The organism is Lacrimispora sphenoides (genome assembly GCF_900105215.1).
GTDB lineage: Bacteria > Bacillota > Clostridia > Lachnospirales > Lachnospiraceae > Lacrimispora > Lacrimispora sphenoides_A.
Window position 1 is genome coordinate 150,173 of record NZ_FOIP01000002.1, and the last position, 25,854, is coordinate 176,026.

Sequence of the window (25,854 nt, forward strand, 5' to 3'; positions counted from 1 at the left end):
AAGCACTAAATTTCTGGCAACCCAAGGGCATGTTGAAAATACTGGATTATGAATCCAATAATTCAGAAACTAGATAAAATGCATGCCCTGGTGTTGGCTGAATAATATCAAACTAAGTATTTGTAAAGACTTGACAATTCCAAAACAACTAAACTTCTATTTTATCACTTGTTTATCTGCAAGTTTCCTTAATAAACCCCCTATCATTTATTCCGTGCAAAAGCACACCGTCTCATGCTCCTCCAAAGTAGTCTGATAAAATTTGTTAATAGGAGTTGTGATACTGCCCTGAAGCATCCCATCTATGGACAGGATGCTGTCGTACCCGATCTGATACAAAGGCTGCTGAATGCTGGTGATCCGCGGCCCCCGGTAGGAAAAGCCGTATGTAATCAGATTGTCAAAACCTATGACAGAAACATCTTCAGGCACCTTAAAGCCAGACTGCTGCAGCTCGTTAATTACCTGCATGGCAATCTTGTCATTGCTGCAGAAAATAGCGGTGGGCCGTTCGCCTTCCGGATGGGCCATCATTTCCCTGAAACTGGTAACACTGTCCAAGTATCTATAGGCAATAAAATATCTATAGGCGAAATTTCATATAAGTATCAAACGGCGAACAGATCGTTACAAGTGCCGCATTCTAATTTTGATTGTTCTGATTCCATGTGCATGTCATTCGTTTTATTGATGTATTTATCTTCTTTATCCCCGGAAACATCGTCGGCAGCCTTAATTTCCTCATACTTTCGTTTGTACTAAATAATTTCCAAGGTATCATTTGACGTGAATTTAGTGGAAAACAACCATGTCATAGCGGTGCCTATTTTTTTTGATATTCATAAGTGAAGTGGTAAATCATGGCCTGATGAAACTTTTCGTAATCGTGATCATAGAGGGCCTTGATAATGCGCTCATGCTTTTCAATCGTTATCTCAATGGATTTCGAGGAGAGCTTCGTGTTGTAATATTTGTCATAAGCCCAGAAGAAATCAATGATAGAAGAGAGGAGCACATTATCCACTTTGGAAAACATGGTTTTATGGAACATGGCATCTGCTTTTGCAAATTCAATGCCCAGGGGCTTTGTTCCGCCATTATCCACACCCAGATGACTTTGCATGATGGTCACCTGTTCATTCATCCGGTCAATATCTGCCAGTCCCAGACTGTAGAAGGCTTTCTGATCAAAACCCAGCTCCAGGACATGACGCAATTCCTCAATATAATCCTTGATCTTGCTGTCATTGGAAGCGTCTACGTGAGAAATCAGTGAAGACATGAAAAAGTCGGAGTTAAATTCTCTGATGATGATGCCGACCCCTGGCTTGGAGGTCACGACGCCGGTGATTTCCAGGGATTTGAGTGCTTCTCTGAGCACGTTCCGGCTTACCCCTAATGACTCGCAGATTTCCATTTCGGTGGGAAGCTTATCTCCTGGCTGTAGATTATGCTCCTTGATATATTGTTTGATTTCATCGTATACCTGTAAATACAGCTTTCTGGTTTTTAAATTTTTCATAAGTCAACGATCCATTCTTAATTATATTTGTAGTACAAAGTAATAACTTTCTTAAATATTATAGTTTATAAATAGAAACGTGTCAATAAAAGAAACATAAAAACTAAAATAAAAAGATTTTGAAAGAAAAATATGTGAATAATACACAAATAATAACTCGATATTCCGTGAGGTTGTTGGTTGACATTTTAAAAAAAGTTAATTAAACTTAAAATATCAGTTACGATTTTATAGTTTATACTACAAAGTACAAAAAGGAAAGGGAGGTTATTTATGAAACAAAAAAAACTTGTAAGCATTTTATGTGCGGCATCTCTGGCAGCTTCACTTTTGATCGGCTGCAGCGGAAAACAACAGCCAGCATCAGAGACAACAGCAACCGGGGCTAAGACAGAGAATGCCAAATCTGGGGATTCGACGGCTGGGAATCAGGGTACAGGAAGCAGTGAGGAGCTTGGGACCCCGCTTGCGGATTTAAGAGTCAGACAGGCCCTGGCTTATGCGATTGACATGGATGCAATTGTTGAGACACTGTTTAACGGCAAAGCGGAGGCAGCAAAAAGTTTTACCGCCCCCGGGGACTGGCTGAATGCAGACATCCCTACATATAAGTACGATCCGGAAAAGGCAAAGGAGCTTTTAAAGGAAGCTGGCTGGCCATCGGATTATACCCTTGATGTGGTATATTATTACGATGATCAGCAGACCGTTGACCTGATGACCATCATTGGACAGTACTGGCAGGAGGTAGGGGTAAAGGCCCAGTTCAGAAAGCTGGAAGGCGATCTGGCTGCACAGCTTTGGGTACCTCCGGTGGATCGGGTAAAGGGTCCTTCTGCAGTAAAGTGGGATTTGGCTTATGCTGCAGTGGCTGCATTGGCAGAATCCGAATTCTATAACAGATTCAGTTCGACCGCTTCCAATAACTCCACCGTTCCGAAGCAGGAGGGGCTTGACGAATTAATTGTTTCAGCCAACGGGACCATGGATACGGATGAGCAGAAAAAAGCGTTCGGTGAAATCCAGAATTATGTAGCAGAGAATGTTGTTGCACTGCCTCTTTATCATCAGGTCTGCTTTATTTATACCAGCAAAGATCTTGATATGGCAGGGGCAGGATTCGGGAACGATCAGTTCTCATATGAGAAGCACATCCTGGATTGGAAAATCAGCCGAGATGATCGTACTTTGTATACAAATGGCGGTCCGCAGGAATTTTTCTGGTACCCATTGGTAAATCCGGGGCTCCTGATTAATACGGAACTGATTTTTGATAAGCTTATAAATGCAGATGAGAATTTAAATCCTAAGGAAGGTATGCTGGCCCAGGACTATAAGGTGAGTGAGGATTCCAAATCCATCGAGTTTACGCTTCGTGACAATTTAAAATGGCACGATGACCAACCTCTTACGGCAGAGGATGTCCAGTTTACGATTGAACTGATGCTTAAAGCTCCCGGTACCAATGCAGTTGCTTCGGAAGTCATGAAGGCAATCCATGGCGCCCAGGACTTTATTGACGGAAAAACAGATCATTTGGAAGGTATAGTGACCGATGGGAATAAGATCACGGTCAATTTTGATCAGGTTTCAGCCAATGCACTTCAGGTATTTGCCCAGTGGCCCATTCTTCCCAAACACTGCCTTGAAAAAGCAGACCCGGCGGCTCTCCAGCAGGATGGATTCTGGCAGAAACCAATTGGGTCAGGACCATACAGGGTTGATGAAGTCGTTCTGAACAATTACGCGACACTGAAAAGATGGGATGGATATTATAAGACAGGAAACGGTAATATCGAGACAATTTACATGTCTGCAAGCGGTGAAAATGATGCAAACCTCGTAAAGAATGCGGGAGCCGGCAAGATTGACTATGCTTGGTCTAAGTCTACGGATGAAGCAAAGGCGATCGAAACCATGGATCATATGAAGGTCAATACAGCAAATATCAGATATACAAGATGCTTTTTCATCAATCAGTTTCCCCATGATGCAAATATTAAGTAATCTCTCATTGATAAAGCATATAAACGGTGGATCAGCCAGGGTTCACCGTTTATAACAGGAGGAATTAAATGGCTACTTATACAATCAGAAAGATTTTATCCTTAATTCCAATGATGCTAGTCATCAGCTTTCTCATTTATTTGGGAATTGAACTGATGCCAGGTGATGCGGTTGATTTCCTGATTCCGCCGGATGCGCTTTCCACGATGTCGGCGGAACAGCTTGATCAGATGAGAAACTCTCTTGGCTTAAATGATCCGTTTGTAATCCGGTACGTTAAATGGCTGACGGGCATCCTGCACGGTGACTTTGGTTACTCCCTGCAGTCGGGGGTACCTGTTGCGGAAATTATGAGAAATCATATTTCGGCAACGATTGAATTATCCGTAGCAGCTCTGATCATGTCTTCCGTATTCGGTATTCTTCTGGGTGTGATCAGTGCCCTGAAAAAGGGAAGTGTATTGGATCATATCCTGGACGTCGTGGGTATGATCGGTGTGGCGATCCCACAATTTTTATTCGGCCTCATTTGTATCAATACATTGGCTCTGCATCACAACATACTCCCGGTAGGAGGGCGGATGGCTTATGCAGGGCAGAGCTTCATACAGAGATTACCGTATTTAATCCTGCCGGCTACGGTCCTGGGCTTTTCCATGACAGCCGGTGTTATGCGGTATGCGCGGGGCAGCATGTTAGAATCCATGGGCAGGGATTATATGAAGACCGCAAGATCAAAGGGAATCCCGGAGTGGAGGGTGAATCTCCTGCACGGTCTCAGGGCGGCGGTGACCCCTGTTGTGGTATTGATCGGATTCCGGCTGCCCATGCTGATCGGCGGAGCGGTTGTTGTGGAGGAGGTATTCCAGTGGCCTGGAATCGGCGGTCTGTTCATCAAGGCCGTGCGGGCGCAGAACACTCCCCTTGTCATGATGATCGGATTTTTCTCCGTACTGATCGTTCTGGTATCAAGCATTTTGGTTGATTTAGTAACCGCAATGCTGGATCCCCGGATAAAACTGAGTTAGGAGGTATGGATCTATGAGTGCATTAGAGAAAAAAATGGATCGGATCCTTGCTCAGGAGGAATCCGGGAGACCAAAGAAACGATTGAAAAGCAGGGTGTTAAGGAAAATGCTTGCCAATAAACTATCCATTGCAGGTCTTATTATTTTTATCGTTATCTTTTTTATCTGCATTGCAGCACCCCTTATCACGTCCTATTCATCGACAAAGATTGATTTAAGGAGCATCCTGCAGGCACCGTCAGCGAAACACATTCTTGGCACGGATAAAATCGGTCGTGACATTTTTGCACGAATCCTGTACGGGGGCAGAATTTCCATTGCAGTAGGCCTTGGATCTGCGCTGATTGCCACGCTGTTCGGTGTTTCCCTGGGCACAATCGCAGGTTATAAAGGAGGGATGGCAGACGGGATTGTCATGAAGATTTCAGAGATCTTAATGGCATTTCCCCAGATGATAATGGTACTGATCCTTGTAACAATAACCGGGCAGAGCCTTTGGAATCTGATTTTTATATTTTCCATAACCGGCTGGCCATCCATGTACCGAATGGCCAGATCCCAGATGCTTTCCCTTCGGGAGGAGGAATATGTCCAGGCCTTAAAGGCATTTGGCATAGGATCCATGAGAATTGCTTTTTTTCATATGCTGCCTAACGCGATTGGTCCTATTTTTGTTAACATAACATTGTCGACGGCTATGTTCATTCTTCAGGAGACATCACTTAGTTTCTTGGGGCTGGGTGTTCCGCTGGAGGTAGCTACCTGGGGAAATATATTGAATGCGGCGCAGGATATCATGATACTTAGGGAGGCTTGGTGGGTCTGGGTACCTACGGGTGTTGTGGTAACCCTGTTTGTTATCAGCATCAACTTTATCGGCGATGGCTTAAGAGATGCAGCAGATCCGTCTCAGATTGGTTAAGGAGGAAGGTCAGATGAGTCATGATACGGTAGTAAGTGTAAAAAACCTCCATGTGAACTTTTACAACAATGATCGCTGTAATCAAGTAATCAGAGGAATTAACTTTGATTTAAAAAAGCGAAGGATTCTGTGTATCGTAGGAGAGAGCGGATGCGGGAAATCGGTCACAGCTAATTCCATTATGGGACTGCTTCCGGATCTCTCCAGGATTGAAAAAGGCGAAATTCACTTTTATAACGATGACAAGGATATCCGGATCGATCAGCTAAAGAGAAAAGGAAGTGAAATGCGTAAGATCCGGGGAAATGGTATTTCCATGATATTCCAGGATCCTATGACGGCGTTGAATCCGGTATTAACCGTAGGATATCAAATTAATGAAGCACTTCTGTCTCATGGGAGAGCGAAAAACAGAGAGGAAGCTACAAGGGCCTCTATCGGGCTTTTGAGGGAGATGGGGATTCCTTTGCCTGAAAAGCGGTTTTATGAGTACCCTCATCAGTTTTCCGGAGGGATGTGCCAGCGCGCGATGATCGCCATGGCAATGAGCTGCAGGCCCAGAGTGCTGATTGCGGATGAACCGACTACGGCCCTGGATGTCACAATTCAGGCTCAGATATTCGAATTGATGCTGGATCTGAAAAATAACAATGACACCGCGATACTGTTGATCACCCATGATATGGGGGTGGTGGCCGAACTTGCAGATGATGTTGCGGTAATGTATATGGGGAATATCATAGAGAGCGGAGATGCCAGATCAGTTCTGACAGAGCCATCCCACCCCTATACAAAAGCACTGTTAAATTCCATCCCTGTTCTGGGACGGGGAAAAACGCAGAAGCTTGAGCCCATCAAAGGTTCTACTCCTGATCCCTATAACCGGCCGTCAGGCTGTCAATTTGCTCCCAGATGTCCATATGCAGCACCGGTATGCAAGGAACGGCTTCCGGATGAGCGCCTGATTGCTCCCGGGCATATGTGCCGGTGCTGCCATGACCGTTTAAAAGAGGAGGGTCAGCATCATGAATGAGAATAAGGAGAGGAAAGAAATACTCATCTCTGTGAGGGGATTAAAGACCTACTACCCGGTCAGGAAAGGGATATTTAAAAAGACTGCCGGTTATGTAAAGGCGGTGGATCACGTGGATCTGGATATTTACAGAGGGGAGATCCTCGGGGTCGTAGGGGAATCGGGCTGTGGGAAAACCACATTGGGGAAAAGCATATTGCAGCTGATCAGGCCGTTTTCAGGAGAAGTGATCTACCATTTCCCAGAAGGGGAGAAGGATATTACAAAGGTGCCGAAAAAGGAACTGGATGATGCACGTAAAAAGATGCAGATCGTTTTCCAGAATCCATATTCATCTCTAAATCCCTCTTTCACCATATTTGGTACGATGCAGGAACCGTTGATCCGGTTTGGAATGAAAAACAAAAAGGAAAGACGGGAGAAGATTGCAAAACTTCTGGAGGAGGTAAATCTTCCTAAGGAGTATATGGAACGGTATCCCAATGAGTTCTCCGGAGGACAGAGGCAGCGGATTGGCATTGCAAGAGCGCTTTCCGTGGATCCTGAGTTTATTGTATGTGACGAAGCGGTATCTGCGCTGGATGTTTCCATTCAGGCCCAGGTTTTACAGCTCCTAAAGGAATTAAAGGAAAAGAAGAGTCTGACCTATATGTTCATAACTCATGATCTGTCTGTAGTTGAGTATATCAGTGATCGCATTGCGGTAATGTATCTGGGACATATTGTGGAAATGGCAGAGACCCAGGAGATTTTTGAGAATACCCTGCATCCATATACGGAAGCTCTGTTGAGCGCTATTCCGATAGCTGATATTAACAGGCGGCGTAAGAGGATCCCGCTTCAGGGAGATGTCCCAAGTCCGGTGGATCCACCCGGTGGCTGCCCCTTTCATCCCCGCTGCCCCAAATGCACCCCGCGCTGCAGGACAGAAATTCCCAAAGCGCACAGAATCGAAAATAACGGCCATGAGCATCTGGTATGCTGTCATCTGGCCGAAAATTTATAAATCTGGAGGTTAAAATGAGTAAATTTCAAATTACGGATATTAAAGGAGTCATTCCTGCAACCATGGCATTTTTTGATGAAAAAGAAAATATCGACGAAGCCTGTACAAGAGATATGACAGAATTTATGATTGGGGCAGGGGTAAATGGGTTTTATTTAACCGGAAGTACAGGAGAATGTTTTACCATGACACCGGAAGAAAGAAACCGTGTGGTGGATATCGTCATCGATCAGGTAAAAGGAAGGGTACCGGTGATCGTTCACGTTGGGGATATCGGAACCAGAAAGAGCATAGGTCTGGCAGAGCATGCAGAGGCAGCAGGTGCAGATGCCATTTCATCGGTTCCTCCTTTCTATTGGAAGTTTTCAAAAGAAGATATTTATCATTATTATAAGGATATTGCAGCATCCACCAGCCTTCCGATGATTGTTTATAACATTCAACTGGCAGGAATCATGGACAAAGATCTGATCCTTAAAATCGCTGAGATCGATCATGTAAAAGGACTGAAATATACCGCCAGAAGCCATGACGAGATGGGCTCTTTAAAAGAGATACTTGGAAAGGATTTCATGATCTATTCAGGGTGCGATGAGATGGCATTTTCCGGACTGTGTTTTGGAGCGGATGGGCTTATCGGTTCCTTCTATAATGTTATCCCGGAAATTTACGAAAAAATATATCAGTGTGTTCAAAACAGCGATATCCCGGGAGGCATCCGGCTGCAGCGGATTGCAGATGAATTTATCTTTGCCTGTCTTCAATATGATTTCCCATCCTGTGTACATAACCTGATGAGATGGAGAGGACTTAAAGGAGGATATTCCAGGCGGCCGTTCTATAATTATAAGGATGAGGAGCTTGCCGGTTTAAAAATAGAATTAAGGCAGATCAGGGAAAAGTATCAGGCCAAGGAACTGGAAATGTTCCGTTTTTAGGAGCAAAGACCCCCCATTTTTAATTAGCAAAAATGGGGGGTCTTTTGTCTGTTAGCTAAAGCATTTAATATAAAGATATTTTTATTTAAAACATATTGACAAAAAAAGAAAACAGAGTATATAATTACTATACATTATCAATAATTTTATACTGACTACTTAAACGTTTCAGTAAAAATCGGGGAGGTGTTTTTATGCAAGATTGCTATATGCCCACGGGGAACGAATTTGTCAGCCTGCCGACATTGAACCAGACTACGGCTTCGATAGAAAGCTTTACGGTGCTGCATATGGGCTATAAAGGGATGCTGGCTTTTTGGGGCAGCGAAAGCGAACCTCTCATACGGCCTTTTGTGCAGGCGGAGGAAGGGGATCTGCTCTGTGATTTGGAATGGCAGCGGGAAGGTAACTGGATTCCCAGGTTTGAATCGGTGAAGGAAGGCGTTCGTACAGAGGGGATTTTTCTGGCTCCCATAGGACAGAAGGCTTTTGCCATACGTTTGACCGTCACGAATCATTCCGGCAGAGAACGTAAGATTTCCTGCGGTGTCAGAGGGGCGTGGGGAAATGTGACCCACAGCGTCAATGAGGATAAGACGGTTATGGGACAGAGAAAGGTCTACCGCTCCGGCTGGAATGAAGGACCGGTCTTTGATTTATCCATCGGAATGCCGGTTATGGCATTTGCACCTATGGCGGCATTGCCTGTTAAATGGGAATTTGAACAGAATGAGGAAATACGCTACAAAGGGATCCATGATTGCCTGTTAAAATCCGGCGAGTCAGTGGTACTGGACATTTTTTGGGGCGTGAGTTTTGAAGAGGTGGCTGCGGCCACGGCGGCTAAGGAGCTTTTGCGGCAGAGTTTTGATGCGGTTTATGAGGAAACTCTGTGCTGGCTGTCGAAGCGGCAGAAAACCGTGGGCATACAGTCAGTGGATTCTCTGTTAAACCGGAACTTGTTTTTTAACTTCTTTTATGCTACGGGTATGACCATGGATACAGAGGAAGTGGTCATGGTCACTTCCAGAAGTCCCAGGTATTACGTCAGTGCAGCCTATTGGGACAGAGACAGCCTGCTGTGGAGTTTTCCCTCCATTCTTAAAGCGGACCCAGAGTATGCAAAGGAACTTCTTAATTATGTATTTACCCGCCAGATCAGACAAATCGGCATTCACAGCCGTTACATAGACGGGACGGTTTTAGAACCGGGATTTGAACTGGATGAACTCTGCGCCCCCTTAATGGCCCTCAGCCGTTACGTAAAAGCTACGGGAGAGGTTTCTGTTTTACAGGAAAGCCATATTGAGAGAGGAGTAAAGAAAATCCTTTCGATTCTAAAGACCAAGCGAAGTGAGGTCCTTCATCTGTATGAAACTTTTTTACAGCCTACGGATGACATGCGGGTTTACCCTTATGGCACATATAACAATGTTTTAACTTGGCGGTGCCTGCGGGATCTGGAGAAGCTGTATCGAAATTTATGGCCTACTGAAACGCTTAAGTGGCTGGAAGAGGAAGTTTCGTGCCTGTTTGACGCCATTAGAACCCATTGTAGGAAGGAGTATCAGGGAAAAATGATTTTTGCCTGGTCCGTAGATGAGGATGGGAACTGGGATGTGTACGACGAACCGCCGGGAAGCCTGGAGCTATTGCCCCATTTAGGCTTTTGCGGCAAGGAGGATCCTGTTTGGCAAAATACAATTGAGATTTTACGAAGTCCGGATTACCAATACTCTTTTGCAGGAAAGCCTTTTTCCGACATTGGCTGCCCCCATGCGCCCCACCCCTGGATACTGAGCGTTGCCAACGGGCTGGTCAGCGGCAGGAAGGAAGCGTCTTTAGACTTTCTGCGCAGGGCTTCCATGGATAATGGAATCGCCTGTGAAAGCGTAGATGAAATGACAGGCGAATGTACCACGGGAGCCGCGTTTGCTACTTGTGCCGGATTTCTGGCCTATTGTTTAATGGAAGGGCTGAATGAGGGAGGTGTGGATCATGATTCAGTATGAACCATGGAGGATTCGCTGTGAGGGCAGAGAAGATCCAAAATTTTTGGAAAGTATATTCAGCCAGTCAAATGGCTATCTGGGTTCCCGATGTACGTTTTTTATGGATGGGGCGAAGGCTTACGAGCGCTGTAATTATCTGGCGGGCGGCTTTGATTATATCAGTCCCGGTGTCACGGATATGGTGAACTTACCGGATTTGTTTCACTTTCAGCTTTCCCTGGGGACAGGGGAATACCAATCCTTTACCCAGACCCTTGATATGCGCAACGGCCTTTTTGAGAGGAAGTCGGTGTGTAAAGATAAGGAAGGAAGAGAAACGCAAATTGACATTTCCCGTTTTATCAGCATGGACAACAAACACGTGTCAGCCCTTTCACTGGAATTGACGGCATTAAACTACAGCGGGAATGCAGCTGTTTTCATGGGGATAGACGGGAAAACCGTGAACCTTCCTGTGGATGACGACCAAACCAAGGAAAACTTGGATACCGTGTCTTTGCTCTCTGTTTCTGAAACGGAAACGGGGGAGGACTACTGTTTCCTGAAGGCTGACAGTAAAGCTTCCAGCCGTTTGCATGTAGCCATGACTGCCCGGATTTTCCAGAACCAGGGTACATCTAAGGTCGCTTCGACACCTGACTGTCCGGCGAAAGAACTGAATATTCCTTTGGTGGAAGGGGAAAAGGTGAGGATCGAAAAGATTCTTTATACGGAAGCGGTTCTGGTGGATTCGGAAACGTTCCCCCAAGGTAGGCAGGACTTGCGCCCTCATGTCATAAACCGTTCTTTTGCGGAACTGCTAAAAGACAGCGAAGGGGCCTGGAAATCACGCTGGGACCAGGCCGACATAGAGATTACCCAAAAAGGAAACGACAGCACCATTCAGTCCGCCCTGCGGTACAATTTATTTCAGCTTATTCAAAATTGCCCCTTTGAGGACCCGACGGTCAGCATTGGCGCAAGGGGCCTGACCCATGGACGGTATAAGGGCTGTTGTTTTTGGGATACGGATATTTTCCTGCTGCCGTTTTACCTGTATACGGACCCGCAGGCCGCAAGAAATCTGATCCTGTTTCGCTTAAATACTCTTCCGGACGCAAAGAAGAACGCAAAGGCGCTGAATCTGCCAGGGGCCAGGTATCCGTGGATGTGCGCCATAGGAGGAATAGAACAGTGCCAGAGCTGGGACATCGGGCGTTGTGAGATTCACATTACCGCAGACGTAGCCTATGCGGTTGATAACTACTTAAAGGTTTCAGGAGATAAAACCCTGGATAGCCAGTCAGCGCAGCTGTATGTGGAAACCGCAAGATATTGGGCCGGTAGATTTTCCTATGACCAAAGAAAGGATGTATATAACCTGCTCTTTGTGAAAGGACCTGACGAATACTGCGGCGTTTCGGGAAACAACGCCTATACTGTACTTTTAGCCCGCCAAAATCTCCGGCTGGCTTTGCAGGCGGTCCAGAGGAAAAAAGCGGCAGCTAAAGCTTCTGAAATGAAAACATGGCGGGACATCATAGAAAAAAGCCGGATTGAGTATGATTCAGACAGGGACTTGTACATTCAGGATGATAATTTCCTCCGGCTGGAAGCATTTCCGGGGCAGAAGGCCGGGGATGGAAGCGCAGCTTACCATCAGTACGATTTTGACTGGCTCCAAAGGTATCAGGTGTTAAAGCAGGCGGATCTGGTACTGCTCATGGTCCTGAAGCCGGAATTGTTTACGGACCGGGAGCAAAAGGCGATCTGGGACTTTTATGAACCGCTGACACTTCATGATTCCAGCCTAAGCTTTGGGATTCACGCATGGGCGGCGGCATATTTGGGCCTGGAGCAGAAGGCTTGTGAATATTTTGATAAAAGCCTGTTTCTGGATCTGGAAAACCGGATGAAGAATACTGGGCGGGAAGGCATTCATTTGGCTGCGGCAGGGGCCACCTGGCAGTCGGTGGTTTTTGGATTCGCAGGTCTGGCACTGGGAACCGGCGGCAAGCCGGAGTTATCTCCAAAGCTTCCAAAGGACTGGGAACGTTTATCTTTTCACTTTTATATCAAAGGAAAGCGGTACCTGGCGGTGATTGACGGAGAAGGCGGAAAGATAGAAGCGGATGAGGAATAAAAAATGATAAGAAGGAAGGTGATTTTATGAAGCGGCCTGGTTTAAAGGATGTGGCAGAGAAGGCGGGGGTTTCCATAGCCACGGTGTCTTATGTGATCAATAATACGCCCTCGCAAAGCTTAAGTCCTGAAACAATTAAGCGGGTGAATGATGCCATAAAGGAACTGGGATACATCCCCAATCTGGCAGCCCGCACCCTGGTAAACAACAAAAGCAATTTATTAGGGGTGCTGATTCCCCAGACGGAATCAGGAAAAGAATTAATGTTCTCCAATCCCTTTTACGGCGATTTCATGTCGGCGGCAGAGTATACAGCCCGCAAAAGCGGTTATCACATCATGATTTCCGGAGCCGATTCCGGCCAGACTTATGCGGAAGTGGCAAGGACCCGGGGACTGGATGGAGTGATCGTGGTGGGGATGAATGATGACGAGGAATGTCGTCAGTTAAAAACCTTGAACATCCCAGTGGTATTGGTGGACAGTTACTGCGAAGCTGCCGGCTTTCACAGGGTCAGCGTGGATGATATGCAGGGCGGGTACATGGCGACGAAGTACCTGCTGGAAAAGGGACTTAGAAAGATTGCCCATGTGACTGGGCATGTCAATGACAGGGGCGTGAATTTCCTGCGTCATAAGGGGTATGAAAAGGCACTGGGAGAGTACGGATTAAATCCGGAGAAATCCTTGTTATTGTCGGGGGAAGTGTCCTTTGAATACGGTTGTGAAATGGGTGAATATCTGGCTGGGATGGCTGAACGGCCCGACGGGGTGTTTGTTTCCGCAGACATTCTGGCGGTGGGCTTATGTATGGGACTGCGCGGGAGGGGCGTTAAGGTTCCCAAGGACATTTCCGTCATAGGTTTTGACGATTCGCTGCTTTCCAAAACCTGTGATCCGCCTCTTACCACCATACATCAGGATGTAGCGGCAAAGGGTACGGAAGCGGTGAAGCTTCTGATAAATGAGAACCACACACTACAGAACAAGGTATTTCCATTAACTTTGGTAGAAAGGGGATCAGTGCGCTGATCCTTTTACGAAAACAAAGCAACATCCATTCTTTCTATTAAGGAGACAGTTTATTATGATGAAGTTAGCAAAAAAATGTAGATGGGCCGCAAGTGCAATGGTATGTACCGCAGTTTTACTTTCAGGCTGCAGTTCCAAAACTGCTGAAAAACCCGGAGCAGGAGAGGCGGTCACAATCCGCCTGGACCAGTTTTCAGGCAGCGGTGCATCTGAGGGGGCACTGAAAGAAATGATAGCAAAATTCAACGAGCAATACCCAGGCATCAAGGTGGAACTGCAAAGCTTTGGTTATGACGATTATTTCACTCAGCTGCAGTCTAAAATCGTCGGCGGCAGCGCGGCAGACGTATTTGAATTGAATTTTGAGAATTTTGTAGCCTATGCGTCGGAAGATGTACTTTTGGACATCGGGGCTCTGATGGGGGATACTTCAGGCTTTAACCAGACGGCTTTGGAAGCCTTCCAGTACGAGGGAAAACAATTTGGAATTCCCAATTCCTTCTCTAACGTGGTGCTTGTATACAACAAAGATTTATTTGACAAGGCAGGAGCCGCTTATCCCACCGACGACTGGACCTGGACGGAAATGTTAGAAGCCGCAAAGAAAATCCGCTCCCTTTCCGGGGACACCTACGGCTTGTATCGCCCCGTAAGTTTCCATGAATTTTACAAAGGAGTAAAGCAGAACGGAGGAAGCTTATTAAGCGGGGATGGTGGGAAATTTACGGTTAATCTGCCGCAGAATGTGGAAACCCTGGAAATTATGTCCGGTTGGGTGACGGACAGCAATGTTATGCCTTCAGATGCACAAATGGGCGGCATGGGCGACTGGGATTTGTTTAAATCCGGACGGCTTGGCATGATTATAACCGGAATCTGGGCCTTCAGCGACTTTACAGACAACTGCGATTTTGCCTGGGATGTGGCGGTGGAGCCGGGAAATACCGCAAAAGCCACTCATTTTTTCTCAAATGCTTACGTGGTTAACAAAGAAACCGCCAATCCTGAAGCTGCCTCTGCTCTGGCCGCCTTCCTGGCAGGAAGCAAGGAAGCCGCACAAATCCGAGTGGATTCAAGCTGGGAACTTCCGCCAGTTATCTATCAGGACGTACTTGATTCCTATCTAAAGGTAACCCCGCCGGAGAACCGGGAAGCTGTATTTAAATCTCTGGATTATCTGGTAACGCCGCCGGTGGTGAAACAGCAGTCTGAAATGCAGGAGATCATCACCAAGCACTTAAACAACGCCATTTCCGGGAACGTTACCGCTAAAGATGCTCTTGATGACTGTCAGGCGGAACTGGAACAGAAAATCAAATTAAACTGACATTGATCGAGCCTGACAGGAGGGAATGCTATGTATAAAAAACAGGGGGTAAGAGCCTTTATCTTTCTTTTGCCAAGTATGGCCGGACTTGTGTTATTTAATTTGATTCCTATTTTTGCCTCGCTACTGCTCAGCCTCACCGATTGGTCGGGGTTAAGCCGGGTAAGGCTGTTCCACGGTTTTTTTCAATTTGTCAGCGACAAGTTCGTGGGGTTTTCCAATTACTCCCAACTTATCAAAGATCCTGAATTTTGGGTGGTTTTGGGGCATAACACCTATTTTATTCTGCTGTACCTTCCGCTGGTCCTGCTGTTTTCCTTAATGGTTGCCCTGATCATTCAGAGGAAGAGCCGCATGGCCTCTGTTTACCGGATGCTTTACTACATACCGGTACTGACCAGCTGGGTGGCTGGAGCCTTGATTTGGAAATGGATGTTAAGTCCGGAATACGGGCCGATTAACAATGCCTTATCTGCCATAGGGATCAAAGGGCCTTTATGGCTCCAAAGCGAGAGTTGGGCAATGCCCTCCATCGTCCTCGCCAGCGTGTGGAAGGATATGGGCTTTTATGGAATGATACTGCTTAGCGGCCTTTTGGCCATAAATCCGGAGTACTACGAGGCTGCCGAGATTGACGGGGCGGGTTATTTTCAAAAGTTTAAAAGCATCACTCTGCCCCTGCTGTCACCGATTTTGTTCTATGTCATTATGTTGTCCCTGATCAATGCCTTTCAGCTTTTTCCACAGATCATGGTCATGACCAAGAACGGTGACGCAGGACCTAACGGGGCCACCATGGTCATGGTGGAGCGGATTTACAAATACGCCTTTAAATTTGGCCGCATGGGCTATGCGGCGGCCTGGTCCTGGGTGTTGTTTGTCATTATTTTTGGCTTTACCGTACTGCAAAACGTGCTGCAAAGAAAGTGGGTGTACTATGAGTCGTAAAGCGGCATCCGGAGTTTTATACCATTTGACGGCTGTTTTGCTGTCGGTCGTAACCTTGCTTCCGTTTTTCTGGATGCTGTCCACTTCTTTTAAGAACTACGGTGCAATCATGGCCCTGCCCATACAATGGATACCCAAAAACCCGACCCTTAAGAATTTCTCGGATTTGTTCAGTAAAGAGGGAATGACCGTTTCCATGTTTAATTCCCTTGTGGTCTCCATCAGTTCCGTAGCCGTGACGATCATCAGTTCCGCCATGGCCGCCTTTGCCTTTGCGAAACTGGATTTTAAGGGGAAGAACACCATTTTTCTGGTTTACCTGGCAACCATGATGATCCCTTCCCAGGTGCTGTTCATCCCCCTTTACTTACTTATGGGAGAGCTGAAACTGGTGGATAGTCTGGGAGCTTTGGTACTGCCCAGTGTATTCAAGGTGTTTGCTGTGTTTATGCTGCGTCAGCGCATGATGACGATTCCTAATGTCTATATGGAAGCGCCCGCTATTGACGGCGCGGGAATTTTTACTGTCTTTGTACGGATCATATGTCCCATGTGCAAGTCCAGCCTTGCCACTCTGGCAATTATCTGCTTTATGGACGCATGGAATGACTACTTACTGCCATTGGTCATGCTGACCACAAAGACAAAGTTTACCCTGCCCATTATACTAAGCTCCTTAAATGGGCAGTACAAAAGCGAATACAACTTACTTATGGCGGGAGCATTGGTTTCCATGCTGCCGATTCTGGCGGTATATGCTATGGCGCAGAAGTATTTTGCAGCAGGATTACAGGTAGGAGGTGTGAAAGGATGAAATGTTTGCTTGCCGGTCAGGCCGTTTACGGATTTGGAGAACGGTTTGACGCATTGAATCAGGAGGGGCTTGCCCGTGAGAATCATGTATACGAAACCTTTACCAATCAGGGGGCTTCCACCTATTTGCCCATTCCCTTTGCATTGACAGACGGGGGCGGGGGTCTTTATGTGGACACAATGGAGAAGTTTACCATATTTACGGAAAAAACCGCTGACGGGATCGTCTTTACGCTTCCGGACCAATACGATGTGCGGACATTTACGGGAAAGCCCTTGGAGGTTCTTAAAGAGTTTACGGCACTTACGGGGCGGCCCAGAGTGCCGCCGGACTGGGCTTTTGGCCTTTGGATGTCTGCCAACCGCTGGGATAGGCAGGAGGTGATAGAAGAAGTGGTGGAGGAAGCCGTCAGGCAGGGGATGAAACCTTCTGTGGTGGTAATCGAAGCCTGGAGCGATGAAGCCACCTTTTACCGCTTTGACAAAGAACGTTTTCCCGATCCGGAAGGGATGATCCGGGACCTTCACGAAAAGGGAATCCGTCTGATTCTCTGGCAGATTCCGGTTTTGAAAAAGCTGGAGCCTTGGCGCACTTGCCCGGAACATGAGGCGGACTGTGCCGAAGCGGTCAAAAAGGGCTTTGTCGTTACCAATGCCGACGGATCTCCCTATCTGATTCCGGAGGGGCGCTGGTTCGGCGGTTCCATGATACCGGATTTCACCAATCCGGCGGCCTGTGACTGGTGGTTTGGGAAACGGCAATATCTGCTTAACATGGGAGTGGACGGCTTTAAGACCGACGGCGGGGAGTTTGTATACGACGACGGCGCCCGCTTTTTTGACGGCCGGACCGGTGCCCAAATGAAAAATGGTTATGCCATGGTTTACACCAGAGCCTATACAGACTTTATAAAAGATGACCGTATGCTTTTTTCCAGGGCCGGATATACGGGAGCTCAGACCACGCCTATGCACTGGGCCGGGGATCAGCAGTCCACTTGGGAAGAACTGCGCCATGTGGTGACGGCGGGTTTAAACGCCGGATTGTCAGGTCTGCCCTTCTGGGGCTTTGACCTGGCGGGCTTTGCGGGAAAAATGCCTTCCGCCGAATTGTATCTGCGATCCTTCTGCCTAGCCTGCTTTGCACCGGTCATGCAGTGGCACTCGGAACCGGCTTCCGGCCAGTTTTCTGAGCTTCTGGCGGCTTCAGAAGAAGAGATCAACGACAGAAGTCCATGGAATATGGCTAAGGTGACAGGCAGGCAGGAAATCATTGACATTTGCCGGAAATTTACAAAAGAAAGGGAGAGGCTGCTGCCTTATATTCTTAAGGAAGCAGGCATAAGTGCAGACACGGGCCGCCCCCTGATGGCCGCATTGGTAATTGACTGGCCGGAGGATAAGGAAGCTTGCGCAGTGGACGACGAGTATATGTTCGGTTCGCAGCTTTTAGTGGCTCCGGTTTTAAAGGAAGGAGTGGTAGGACGGCAGGTATATCTGCCAAAAGGAAATTGGAACGATTATTGGACAGGAGAACAAACTACGGGTCCATGCCGTTTGTACAAAGAATGCCGGGCCGGAGAACTATTGGTCTGGCGCTTGAACTAGTTTAACAAAAAGAAACCATTTCACAAGGAAATAATACTTATGAAAAATGGAGGGGACATATGAGAAAGAAGCTAATGGCCATTTTACTGAGCATATGCTGTATTTTGCTCAACGTATCACCAGCCTTTGCGCTTGAAGGAACGTGGCACAATCCTTATGGATTAAATGATATTTATGAAATAGAACCTACCGAGCGTTCACCCAGGAATCCAATAGCAGGCCAGTCCGTGCGGATACACAGCACCACCTGGCCTGTGGAATCCGGCCAGACGGTTTGGATTTCCTACACCGTAAACGGTGTCAGAAAGGCGGACGTAGGCGCAGGCTGGTCCTATAACAGCGGGAACAATTCTTATTGGGAGGCGGATTTGGGCTCCTTTGCAAAAGGAGATACTGTGGAGTATACGGTCCACGGGGACGTAAATGGCACGAACGCCAAATCCATCGGTCCCTTTACCTTTCACGTGACCGACTGGGAAAAAGTGAAATCCGTATCTTTAAATTCCTATAACAACGGAACCGTCCTTTTTGACGTGACGGCAGATACGGGGAATTTCTCCCCTAAGCTGGCTCTTAGCTTTACGGACGAGGAGACGGTGCGTTTCCAGCTTTCCCCAAAGGGAAACGGAAAATTTGCTACCGGTATTTCCGGTTACACCGTGACAGATAATGCCCAAAAGGTGGAGATAGATACCGGAAAACTGCGGGTTACCGTCACAAAGTACCCATACGCATTAGAAGTGTTCAGTTACGAACACAACAGGGTTTTGACTTCTAACGGCGGAGTGGGCAAAGAGATGTCCTGGCTGACCGACGGAAAGGACGTGATCGGGCAGTTCCGGGACGGATACTTCTCCCCTTCAGATGAGCGGTTCTATGGTTTCGGAGAGCACTATGACGGTGCGGAGAAACGGGGAGAGGTGGTTGAAACCTACATTTATAACCAATACCAGAACCAGGGCAGTAAAACCTATTTGTCGGTTCCCTTTTTCGTTACCAGCAAAGGCTACGGAATTTACTTAAATACCACCTGTTACTCCAGGTTCGATATGGCAGCAGCCGATGGGGACCGGTATGTGTTTGAAGCTGACACGGAACATGTGGATTCGCCCCTTTTGGATTACTATCTGATCAGCGCAAGTACGGCTGCGAAAGTGGTGGGAAAATACAACACAATTTCCGGTTTGCCCCAGGAACTTCCCAAATGGGCCTTCGGTCTGTGGATGTCAGCCAATGAATGGGATACCCAGTCTGAAGCGTTGGAAGCCATGAACCAGTCTAAGAACAACGACATTCCGGCTACGGTGTTAGTGCTGGAACAGTGGAGCGACGAAAACACTTTCTATGTCTGGAATGAAGCCACCTATACGCCAATTCAAGGCTCGGCTGCTTTCCGCAATTCGGATTTCACCTATGGCTCTAAATGGCCCAATCCAAAGGCCATGACAGACACTCTTCATGAAAATGGCATAAAACTGGTGCTGTGGCAGATACCTGTTTTAAAATACACGCCTTACTCCTATGCACAAAAGGACAATGACGAGGCCTATATGCTCCAAAAGGGATACGCCGTTTCCGACGGGCATGGAGGGTCCTACCGCATACCCGAATCAGGATGGTTCGGAAACAGTCTGCTTTTGGATTTCACCAATCCTGAGGCAGTAGATTGGTGGATGAATAAGCGCTCCTATCTTTTTGACGACTTAAAGATAGACGGCGTAAAAACAGACGGCGGGGAAATGGTCTGGCGTAAGGATACTTCCTTCCATGACGGCAGTACCGACCTTTCTATGCGAAATGCATATCCCAACGCCTACATAAAGGGATATAACGACTTTGTGAAGAAAAAGACAGGGGAAGGAATTACCTTCAGCCGGTCGGGAACCGCAGGCGTTCAGTCCTCCGGAGCCTTTTGGGCAGGAGATCAGACCTCCAGCTTTTCCGCTTTCCGGGACGCTTTGAGTGCCGGTTTGAGTGCCGGAATTTCAGGGATCCCTTTCTGGAGCTGGGATTTGGCCGGGTTTACGGGGAACTTCCCTTCGGCTGAGCTCTATAAGCGCAGTACCCAGATGGCTGCTTTTGCCCCGGTTATGCAGTTCCACTCCGAGAAGGCCAACCCCTCTCCCAGTGAGGAACGCTCCCCCTGGAACGTTCAGAGCCGCACAGGTGACAGCAGTATCGTTCCCATGTTCCGCAAATACATCAACACCCGTATGAACCTGCTTCCCTATATTTTCAGTGAGGCGCAAAACAGTGCACAGGGCGGAACACCCATGATGAGGGCCATGTTCTTAGACAATCCGGAAGATGCCAATACCTATGACCTAGAAGAACAGTATATGTTCGGGCGCAGTCTTTTGGTGGCGCCTGTGGTCCAGGAGGGACAGACAGTAAAGAGCGTTTACTTACCCGAAGGGGAATGGATCGATTTCTGGCACAACGCCCTTACCGCAGGCGGCATGAAGAAAGACTATTATGCGGATGTGAACTCTATCCCCGTTTACGTGAAATCCGGCAGTATTCTGCCCCTTAACTTAAACAAAAACTATGAGATCGGGGGTTCCATCGGCAATGATGTGGAGAATTACGAAAACCTTACGTTCCGTATCTACCCGGAAGGGGAAAGTACCTATACCTTATCCCACAATGACCGGAGTACCATGACGGTCCGGGCAACCGAGAATTTTGCGGCTGGTACTGTAACTGTTCATCTGCCTTCCTGCCAGATTCCAATCACCACGCAGGTCTTTGGAACCAGACCTGGCAGTGTAAATGCAGACGGTCAGACATTACAGGAAGTGAAAACTCTGGCTGACTTAATAAAGGCGCAGAGTGCGTACTACTACAACGAAAATGAAAAGCTTACCTATATCAAAACACCGTCCGGTCCGGCTAAGAAGATCGAATTAAACGGCGTAAACAAAGCGCCTTATGAAGCCGAACACGCATCCCTGCATCAGGTTTCCACCAACACGGATTACAGCGGCTATTATGGGGAAGGCTTTGTGGATCAGTTTGCGGATAAAGGCGACTGGGTGGAATTTGAGGTATATTCAAAAGAAAAACGCACGGCTTCCCTGTCAGTCCGCTATTCTGCCGGAGTGACCGCAGGACAGCGTTCCGTAAGGGTCAACGGGGGAAACATCAGCGCTTTGGCCCTGCCGGCTACTTCCGGCTGGGGTGCCTGGAATACCGCAGACATTCCTATTAACTTAAACAGCGGCAGAAACATTATCCGGATCTCCTATGAAGACGGAGATTTTGCCGGTATTAATCTGGACTGTATTCTGGTTAAATAAGGGGGAGCAGTATGAAACAGAAAAAACGTTTTCTATCTTTAAGTTTAATATTTACCTTATTGTTCACCGCTCTGTGGCCGGCCTTTGTGCCGGCCCCGGCCAGGGCGGCCGTATCTGCTTTAGGTGACGTAATTGGTACGCAGGTCAATGGAGCCACACTGGTCCTCACCGTGGACAGCGGTTCCTCTCCTTCGGATAAATTAACGCTGGAAGTTTGTGACGAGGACATTCTGCGGGTGAATTACCAGCCCGATGGAGTTGTTTCCAGTGAGCGGACCCCCATGATCGATCCAGGTCTGAAATGGGATGCAAGTGCCGCCGTCATTAATACAACTTCCGATCCCATGACCATAAAGACGGACGAAATGCAGGTTGAAATTAACAAAAAGCCCTGCCGGATGACGGTGAAGAAAGCCGATGGCACGACCCTGTTTTGGGAACCTCAAAGCGGTGGAGTTTACCACGATGGCGTTCGCTTTGTCCGCCAGGATTCCACGAACCTGTACGGAATCCACAGCTTTGACTGTTTTGATGAAAACGGCAATCTGCTGCGAAATGACAACACCCAGGCTGCCAGGGCAGGCCAGCAGGGCAATTCTGGCGGTCCCTTCCTCTGGTCCACAGCAGGCTATGGTTTGCTGGTGGATTCAGATGGCGGCTACCCCTATACCAATTCCAGGGATAAGAAAATGGAATTTTACTATGGGGGAACTCCGGTGGAAGGCCGCAGGTATGAAAAAGATAATGTAGAATATTTCATTTTACTGGGAGAGCCAAAAGAGATTATGAAAGGCTATTCCAAAATTACCGGAACTTCTCCCATGCTTCCCAAGTGGGCACAGGGCTTTTCCAATTTTGAGTGGGGGATCAACGAACAGGAATTGATGGAAATGATTGATACCTACCGGGCAAAAAACATTCCCTTGGACAGCTACGCGTTTGACTATGACTGGAAGCTTTACGGACAGGACAACTATGGGGAATTTAAGTGGAATACGGGGAATTTCCCCTCTGCAGGGAGCGGTGCCTTAAAAAACACCATGGACGCGAAGGGCGTGAAAATGATCGGAATTACCAAGCCCCGGATCGTAACAAAGATTTCCGGCGGTACAACTACCGCACAGGGACAGGATGCGGCAAATAATGGATATTTCTATCCGGGACACAATGAATACGTGGATTATTTCTATCCTGTCACGGTACGCAGCATTGACCCTTACAAATCCGGAGAGCGTGCCTGGTGGTGGAACCACTCCATTGATGCATTTACAAAGGGGATCGTGGGCTGGTGGAATGATGAAACAGATAAGGTTTCCTCCAATGGGGCTGAGTACTGGTTCGGAAACTATAACACCTTGCATCTTGCCCAGTCTATTTATGAAGGACAGCGGGACTATTCCAAGAATAATACCCGTGTGTGGCAGACGGGCAGAAACTACTATCCAGGTACCCAGCGCTTTGCCACCAGTATATGGTCAGGAGACGTTGCCACTCAGTTTTATAAGGGTGAGCGGGTTTCCTGGGCCGCTGGTTTAAATGAACAGAAGGCCGCTCTGCTTTCTACTGTAAACAACGGACAGCCGAAATGGGGTTCGGACGGAGGAGGCTTTAATCAAAATTCAGGAACCATTGAAAACCCCAGTCCGGAGCTTTATACCCGCTGGCTCCAGTTTGAATCCGTTGTGCCTGTGTTCCGGGTGCACGGCAACTTAAACCAACAGCGCCAGCCCTGGTATTACGGCTATACGGCAGAGGAAAATGTAAAAGCAGCCATTCACTTGCGCTACTCCCTGATGCCTTATTTCTATGCCTATGAAAGAGAGGCTTACGAAAGCGGCTTGGGCCTGGTTCGCCCTCTGCTGTTTGATTATCCTCAGGACGACAAGGTAAAGGATTATTCGGACGCATGGATGTTGGGGGACTGGCTCCTTGCGGCTCCGGTTACAGAGCGGGGGCAGTCCTGCAAATGGATTTACCTCCCAGAGGGAAACTGGATTGACTACAATAGGGGAACCGCATATAAAGGTGGAGAATATATTCCTTACAGCCTGGACACCCAGTCCTGGTCCGACCTGCCACTCTTTGTGAAGGAAGGGGCCATAATCCCCTCACAGGATGTAGAGGATTACGTAGGTCAGAAGGAAACGGAACGCATTTTTGTAGACATTTTCCCTTCATCCCAGAAGACGGAGTTTCAGTATTATGACGATGATGGCATTACCTATGATTATGAAAACGGAACGTATTTCTCTCAGACCATATCCGGTCAGAAAAGTTCCGGACAGGTTAACGTCGGCATATCGGCCAAATCCGGAAGCTACAAAAACGGTGTGGATTACTATTACCTGGCTGTTCATGGCAGCGCCGCCGGACAGGTGAAGAAAAATGCCTCCCAGTTACAGGAATACGCCGACTTAAATGCCCTATTTGCCGCAAACGGCGGGGGATTTGCAAATTCCAGGGACATTTATGGGGAAGTTACTTATATAAAAACCCCAGCGGGCTTGTCAAATGCGGATACACTGGTGTTAACCGGTAACCCGGCAGTCACACTTTCCGATCAGAAGTACGAAGCGGAATACGCCTCACTTTCCGGTAAAACAGTGGCCGGCCAGCCCCAGGTGGGCAGTGACCATACAGGATTTTCCGGCACTGGTTTTGTGAACGGTATGGAAACAGAGCAGGCGGCAGTGACTTTCTATGCAAAAACCGCAAATCCGGGGGATTATGAGGTGACCTTGCGCTGTTCCAACGTTGCAAAGACCGCAAAAACCTTATCCGCATACGTTAACGGCACATACAGCGGCCAGGCGGACATCGCTTCTACCGGAAACTGGGATTCCTGGGGAGATGTGAAAATACTCCTTCCCCTCACCGCGGGCAGTAACAGCATCACGTTCAAATATGATCCGAAGGCAGGGGATACAGGTTTTGTAAATATTGATTATCTGGCGGTTCCCTTTGAACCGGAACGCATGGTAATAGAAGCGGAGAATGCTCCTCTTTACGGGACTGCAAAAACGAACCAGGATCATTGGTTCTACAGCGGAAGCGGTTTTGTGGATACCATGGTTTCACAGAATGCGGAAGTAGCCTTTGAGGTCGATATGGAACAAGGCGGAGCCTATACCGCAGATTTCCGCTACAGCAACGGAAACCAAAGCACGAAGGATTTAAACTTATACGTAAATGGAATTTATGCAGACAATCTGCAATTTGCCGCTTCAGGCGGAAACTGGAACATCTGGAAGACCGTGAGCACCAATCTGGCGCTTTCAAAGGGAAGAAACCGGATTTCACTTCGCTACGACGCGGGCAATTCCGGCAACATTAACCTTGACAAATTGACCCTGTCTGGTGCCGGTTCCGGTACTTATCGGGAAAACCTTTTGGACAATGGGGATTTCGAGCGCCCCACTTCCTTTAATTTCAACTGGACGGAGTGGCATCCCAGCGGCCAGGCGTTAGCTTACGGCATTGATTCCGGTTCCGGCACGAATAAGCCGGAATCTCCGGTGGAAGGCGACAAACGGGCGTATTTCTACCATGCAGCCGCTTATGAGCAAAGCATTCATCAGGGGCTTAACGTGGAAAACGGAAGCTACCGGGTGGAAGCCTTTGTGAAGGTAGTAAATACCTCTCCGGGTGTCGGACGCATGGAGATCACAAACTACGGCGGCAATGCGGTTTACGTGGATATGCCAAAGTCGGGAAGCGGGTGGCACAAAATAGAGGCAGGCAATGTATTGGTCACAAATGGTACCATTGACGTTGGATTCTATTGTTCTTCCAGCGGTGGGACTACGGTACATATTGATGATGTGAGATTGTATAGGAATTAACAATTTACCTGCAGCGGCACATGGAGAAGGTCTTGTGAAAAGTCTTCCTATGTGCCGTTGCATTTTGAACAACCGTTCCAAACCCTGGAATTGAAGCGGCTTTCGCCTGCGGCATGAGGACGGCGGCCGTGGGATATGCGGCGGAGACAGTTTGTGGTGATTGGAACTTTGACAAATTGTCGGAACTTGTGTTGAAAGTAGTGTGAGTAAAAGAGTGAAGGAGACTTAATAAATGTTAGGTCTCTTTTTTAGATGTATGTTTTACCAGCCTCCATCACTGTATATAGGGCTGTCAAAGTACACATTCAAGCTGGCTGCAATGATGAAGCAAAAGAGGAGCGGTGAAAAGTAGAGGCTGATTGGCATATGGATATGCACATTTTGTAACCTTACAGT

Annotated in this window: 17 protein-coding genes; 15 read left to right on the forward strand and 2 right to left on the reverse strand. The window is 47.6% G+C overall.

The genetic code is table 11. From position 1 onward, the window contains the following. Nucleotides 1-207: 207 nt before the first annotated feature. Nucleotides 208-534, reverse strand: coding sequence for a substrate-binding domain-containing protein (locus BMW45_RS17460; RefSeq protein WP_242883149.1), 327 nt, complete (start codon nt 532-534; stop codon nt 208-210). A gap of 289 nt (nt 535-823) precedes the next feature. Next, nucleotides 824-1,522, reverse strand: coding sequence for a FadR/GntR family transcriptional regulator (locus tag BMW45_RS17465; protein WP_092246947.1), 699 nt, complete (start codon nt 1,520-1,522; stop codon nt 824-826). 273 nt (nt 1,523-1,795) lie between these two features. Here BMW45_RS17465 and BMW45_RS17470 point away from each other — a divergent pair, with 273 nt between their 5' ends. The 15 genes from BMW45_RS17470 to BMW45_RS17540 all read left to right on the forward strand — a co-directional run bounded on the left by BMW45_RS17470 (nt 1,796) and on the right by BMW45_RS17540 (nt 25,458). Next, entirely contained in the window at nt 1,796-3,529 is a 1,734-nt protein-coding gene (locus BMW45_RS17470; protein ID WP_092246950.1) for an ABC transporter substrate-binding protein, read from the forward strand. 68 nt (nt 3,530-3,597) lie between these two features. Then, a complete protein-coding gene (locus BMW45_RS17475; protein WP_092246953.1) occupies nt 3,598-4,557 on the forward strand; it encodes an ABC transporter permease in 960 nt (319 codons plus the stop codon). A 13-nt stretch (nt 4,558-4,570) separates the two neighbouring features. Then, nucleotides 4,571-5,479: an ABC transporter permease gene (locus BMW45_RS17480; RefSeq protein WP_092246956.1), complete on the forward strand. Its 909-nt coding sequence runs from the start codon at nt 4,571-4,573 to the stop codon at nt 5,477-5,479. A 13-nt stretch (nt 5,480-5,492) separates the two neighbouring features. After that, on the forward strand, nt 5,493-6,512 hold the full coding sequence (locus BMW45_RS17485) for an ABC transporter ATP-binding protein (protein WP_092246959.1): 1,020 nt from the start codon (nt 5,493-5,495) through the stop codon (nt 6,510-6,512). After that, a complete protein-coding gene (locus BMW45_RS17490; RefSeq protein WP_092246962.1) occupies nt 6,505-7,518 on the forward strand; it encodes an ABC transporter ATP-binding protein in 1,014 nt (337 codons plus the stop codon). Before BMW45_RS17485 ends, BMW45_RS17490 begins: the two co-directional genes overlap by 8 nt. 14 nt (nt 7,519-7,532) lie before the next feature. After that, nucleotides 7,533-8,456, forward strand: a complete 924-nt coding sequence (locus BMW45_RS17495; RefSeq protein WP_092246965.1) for a dihydrodipicolinate synthase family protein — start codon at nt 7,533-7,535, stop codon at nt 8,454-8,456. A gap of 194 nt (nt 8,457-8,650) precedes the next feature. Then, entirely contained in the window at nt 8,651-10,468 is a 1,818-nt protein-coding gene (locus BMW45_RS17500) for a glycoside hydrolase family 125 protein (RefSeq protein WP_092246968.1), read from the forward strand. Further along, nucleotides 10,455-12,590 (forward strand): glycoside hydrolase family 65 protein, encoded by a 2,136-nt coding sequence (locus tag BMW45_RS17505; protein ID WP_166433412.1) that lies wholly within the window; start codon nt 10,455-10,457, stop codon nt 12,588-12,590. Before BMW45_RS17500 ends, BMW45_RS17505 begins: the two co-directional genes overlap by 14 nt. A gap of 26 nt (nt 12,591-12,616) precedes the next feature. Further along, entirely contained in the window at nt 12,617-13,621 is a 1,005-nt protein-coding gene (locus tag BMW45_RS17510; RefSeq protein ID WP_054789735.1) for a LacI family DNA-binding transcriptional regulator, read from the forward strand. A 55-nt stretch (nt 13,622-13,676) separates the two neighbouring features. Beyond that, nucleotides 13,677-14,948, forward strand: coding sequence for an ABC transporter substrate-binding protein (locus tag BMW45_RS17515; RefSeq protein WP_092246974.1), 1,272 nt, complete (start codon nt 13,677-13,679; stop codon nt 14,946-14,948). A gap of 30 nt (nt 14,949-14,978) precedes the next feature. Then, on the forward strand, nt 14,979-15,896 hold the full coding sequence (locus BMW45_RS17520; RefSeq protein WP_092246977.1) for a carbohydrate ABC transporter permease: 918 nt from the start codon (nt 14,979-14,981) through the stop codon (nt 15,894-15,896). Next, nucleotides 15,886-16,710: a carbohydrate ABC transporter permease gene (locus BMW45_RS17525; RefSeq protein ID WP_166433413.1), complete on the forward strand. Its 825-nt coding sequence runs from the start codon at nt 15,886-15,888 to the stop codon at nt 16,708-16,710. The genes BMW45_RS17520 and BMW45_RS17525 overlap by 11 nt, the downstream gene beginning before the upstream one ends. Further along, nucleotides 16,707-18,317 (forward strand): glycoside hydrolase family 31 protein, encoded by a 1,611-nt coding sequence (locus BMW45_RS17530; RefSeq protein WP_092246980.1) that lies wholly within the window; start codon nt 16,707-16,709, stop codon nt 18,315-18,317. Before BMW45_RS17525 ends, BMW45_RS17530 begins: the two co-directional genes overlap by 4 nt. Before the next feature lie 59 nt (nt 18,318-18,376). Further along, nucleotides 18,377-21,616, forward strand: coding sequence for a TIM-barrel domain-containing protein (locus BMW45_RS17535; protein ID WP_242883151.1), 3,240 nt, complete (start codon nt 18,377-18,379; stop codon nt 21,614-21,616). Between the two features lie 11 nt (nt 21,617-21,627). Next, nucleotides 21,628-25,458 (forward strand): TIM-barrel domain-containing protein, encoded by a 3,831-nt coding sequence (locus BMW45_RS17540; RefSeq protein WP_092246983.1) that lies wholly within the window; start codon nt 21,628-21,630, stop codon nt 25,456-25,458. Nucleotides 25,459-25,854: the final 396 nt, after the last annotated feature.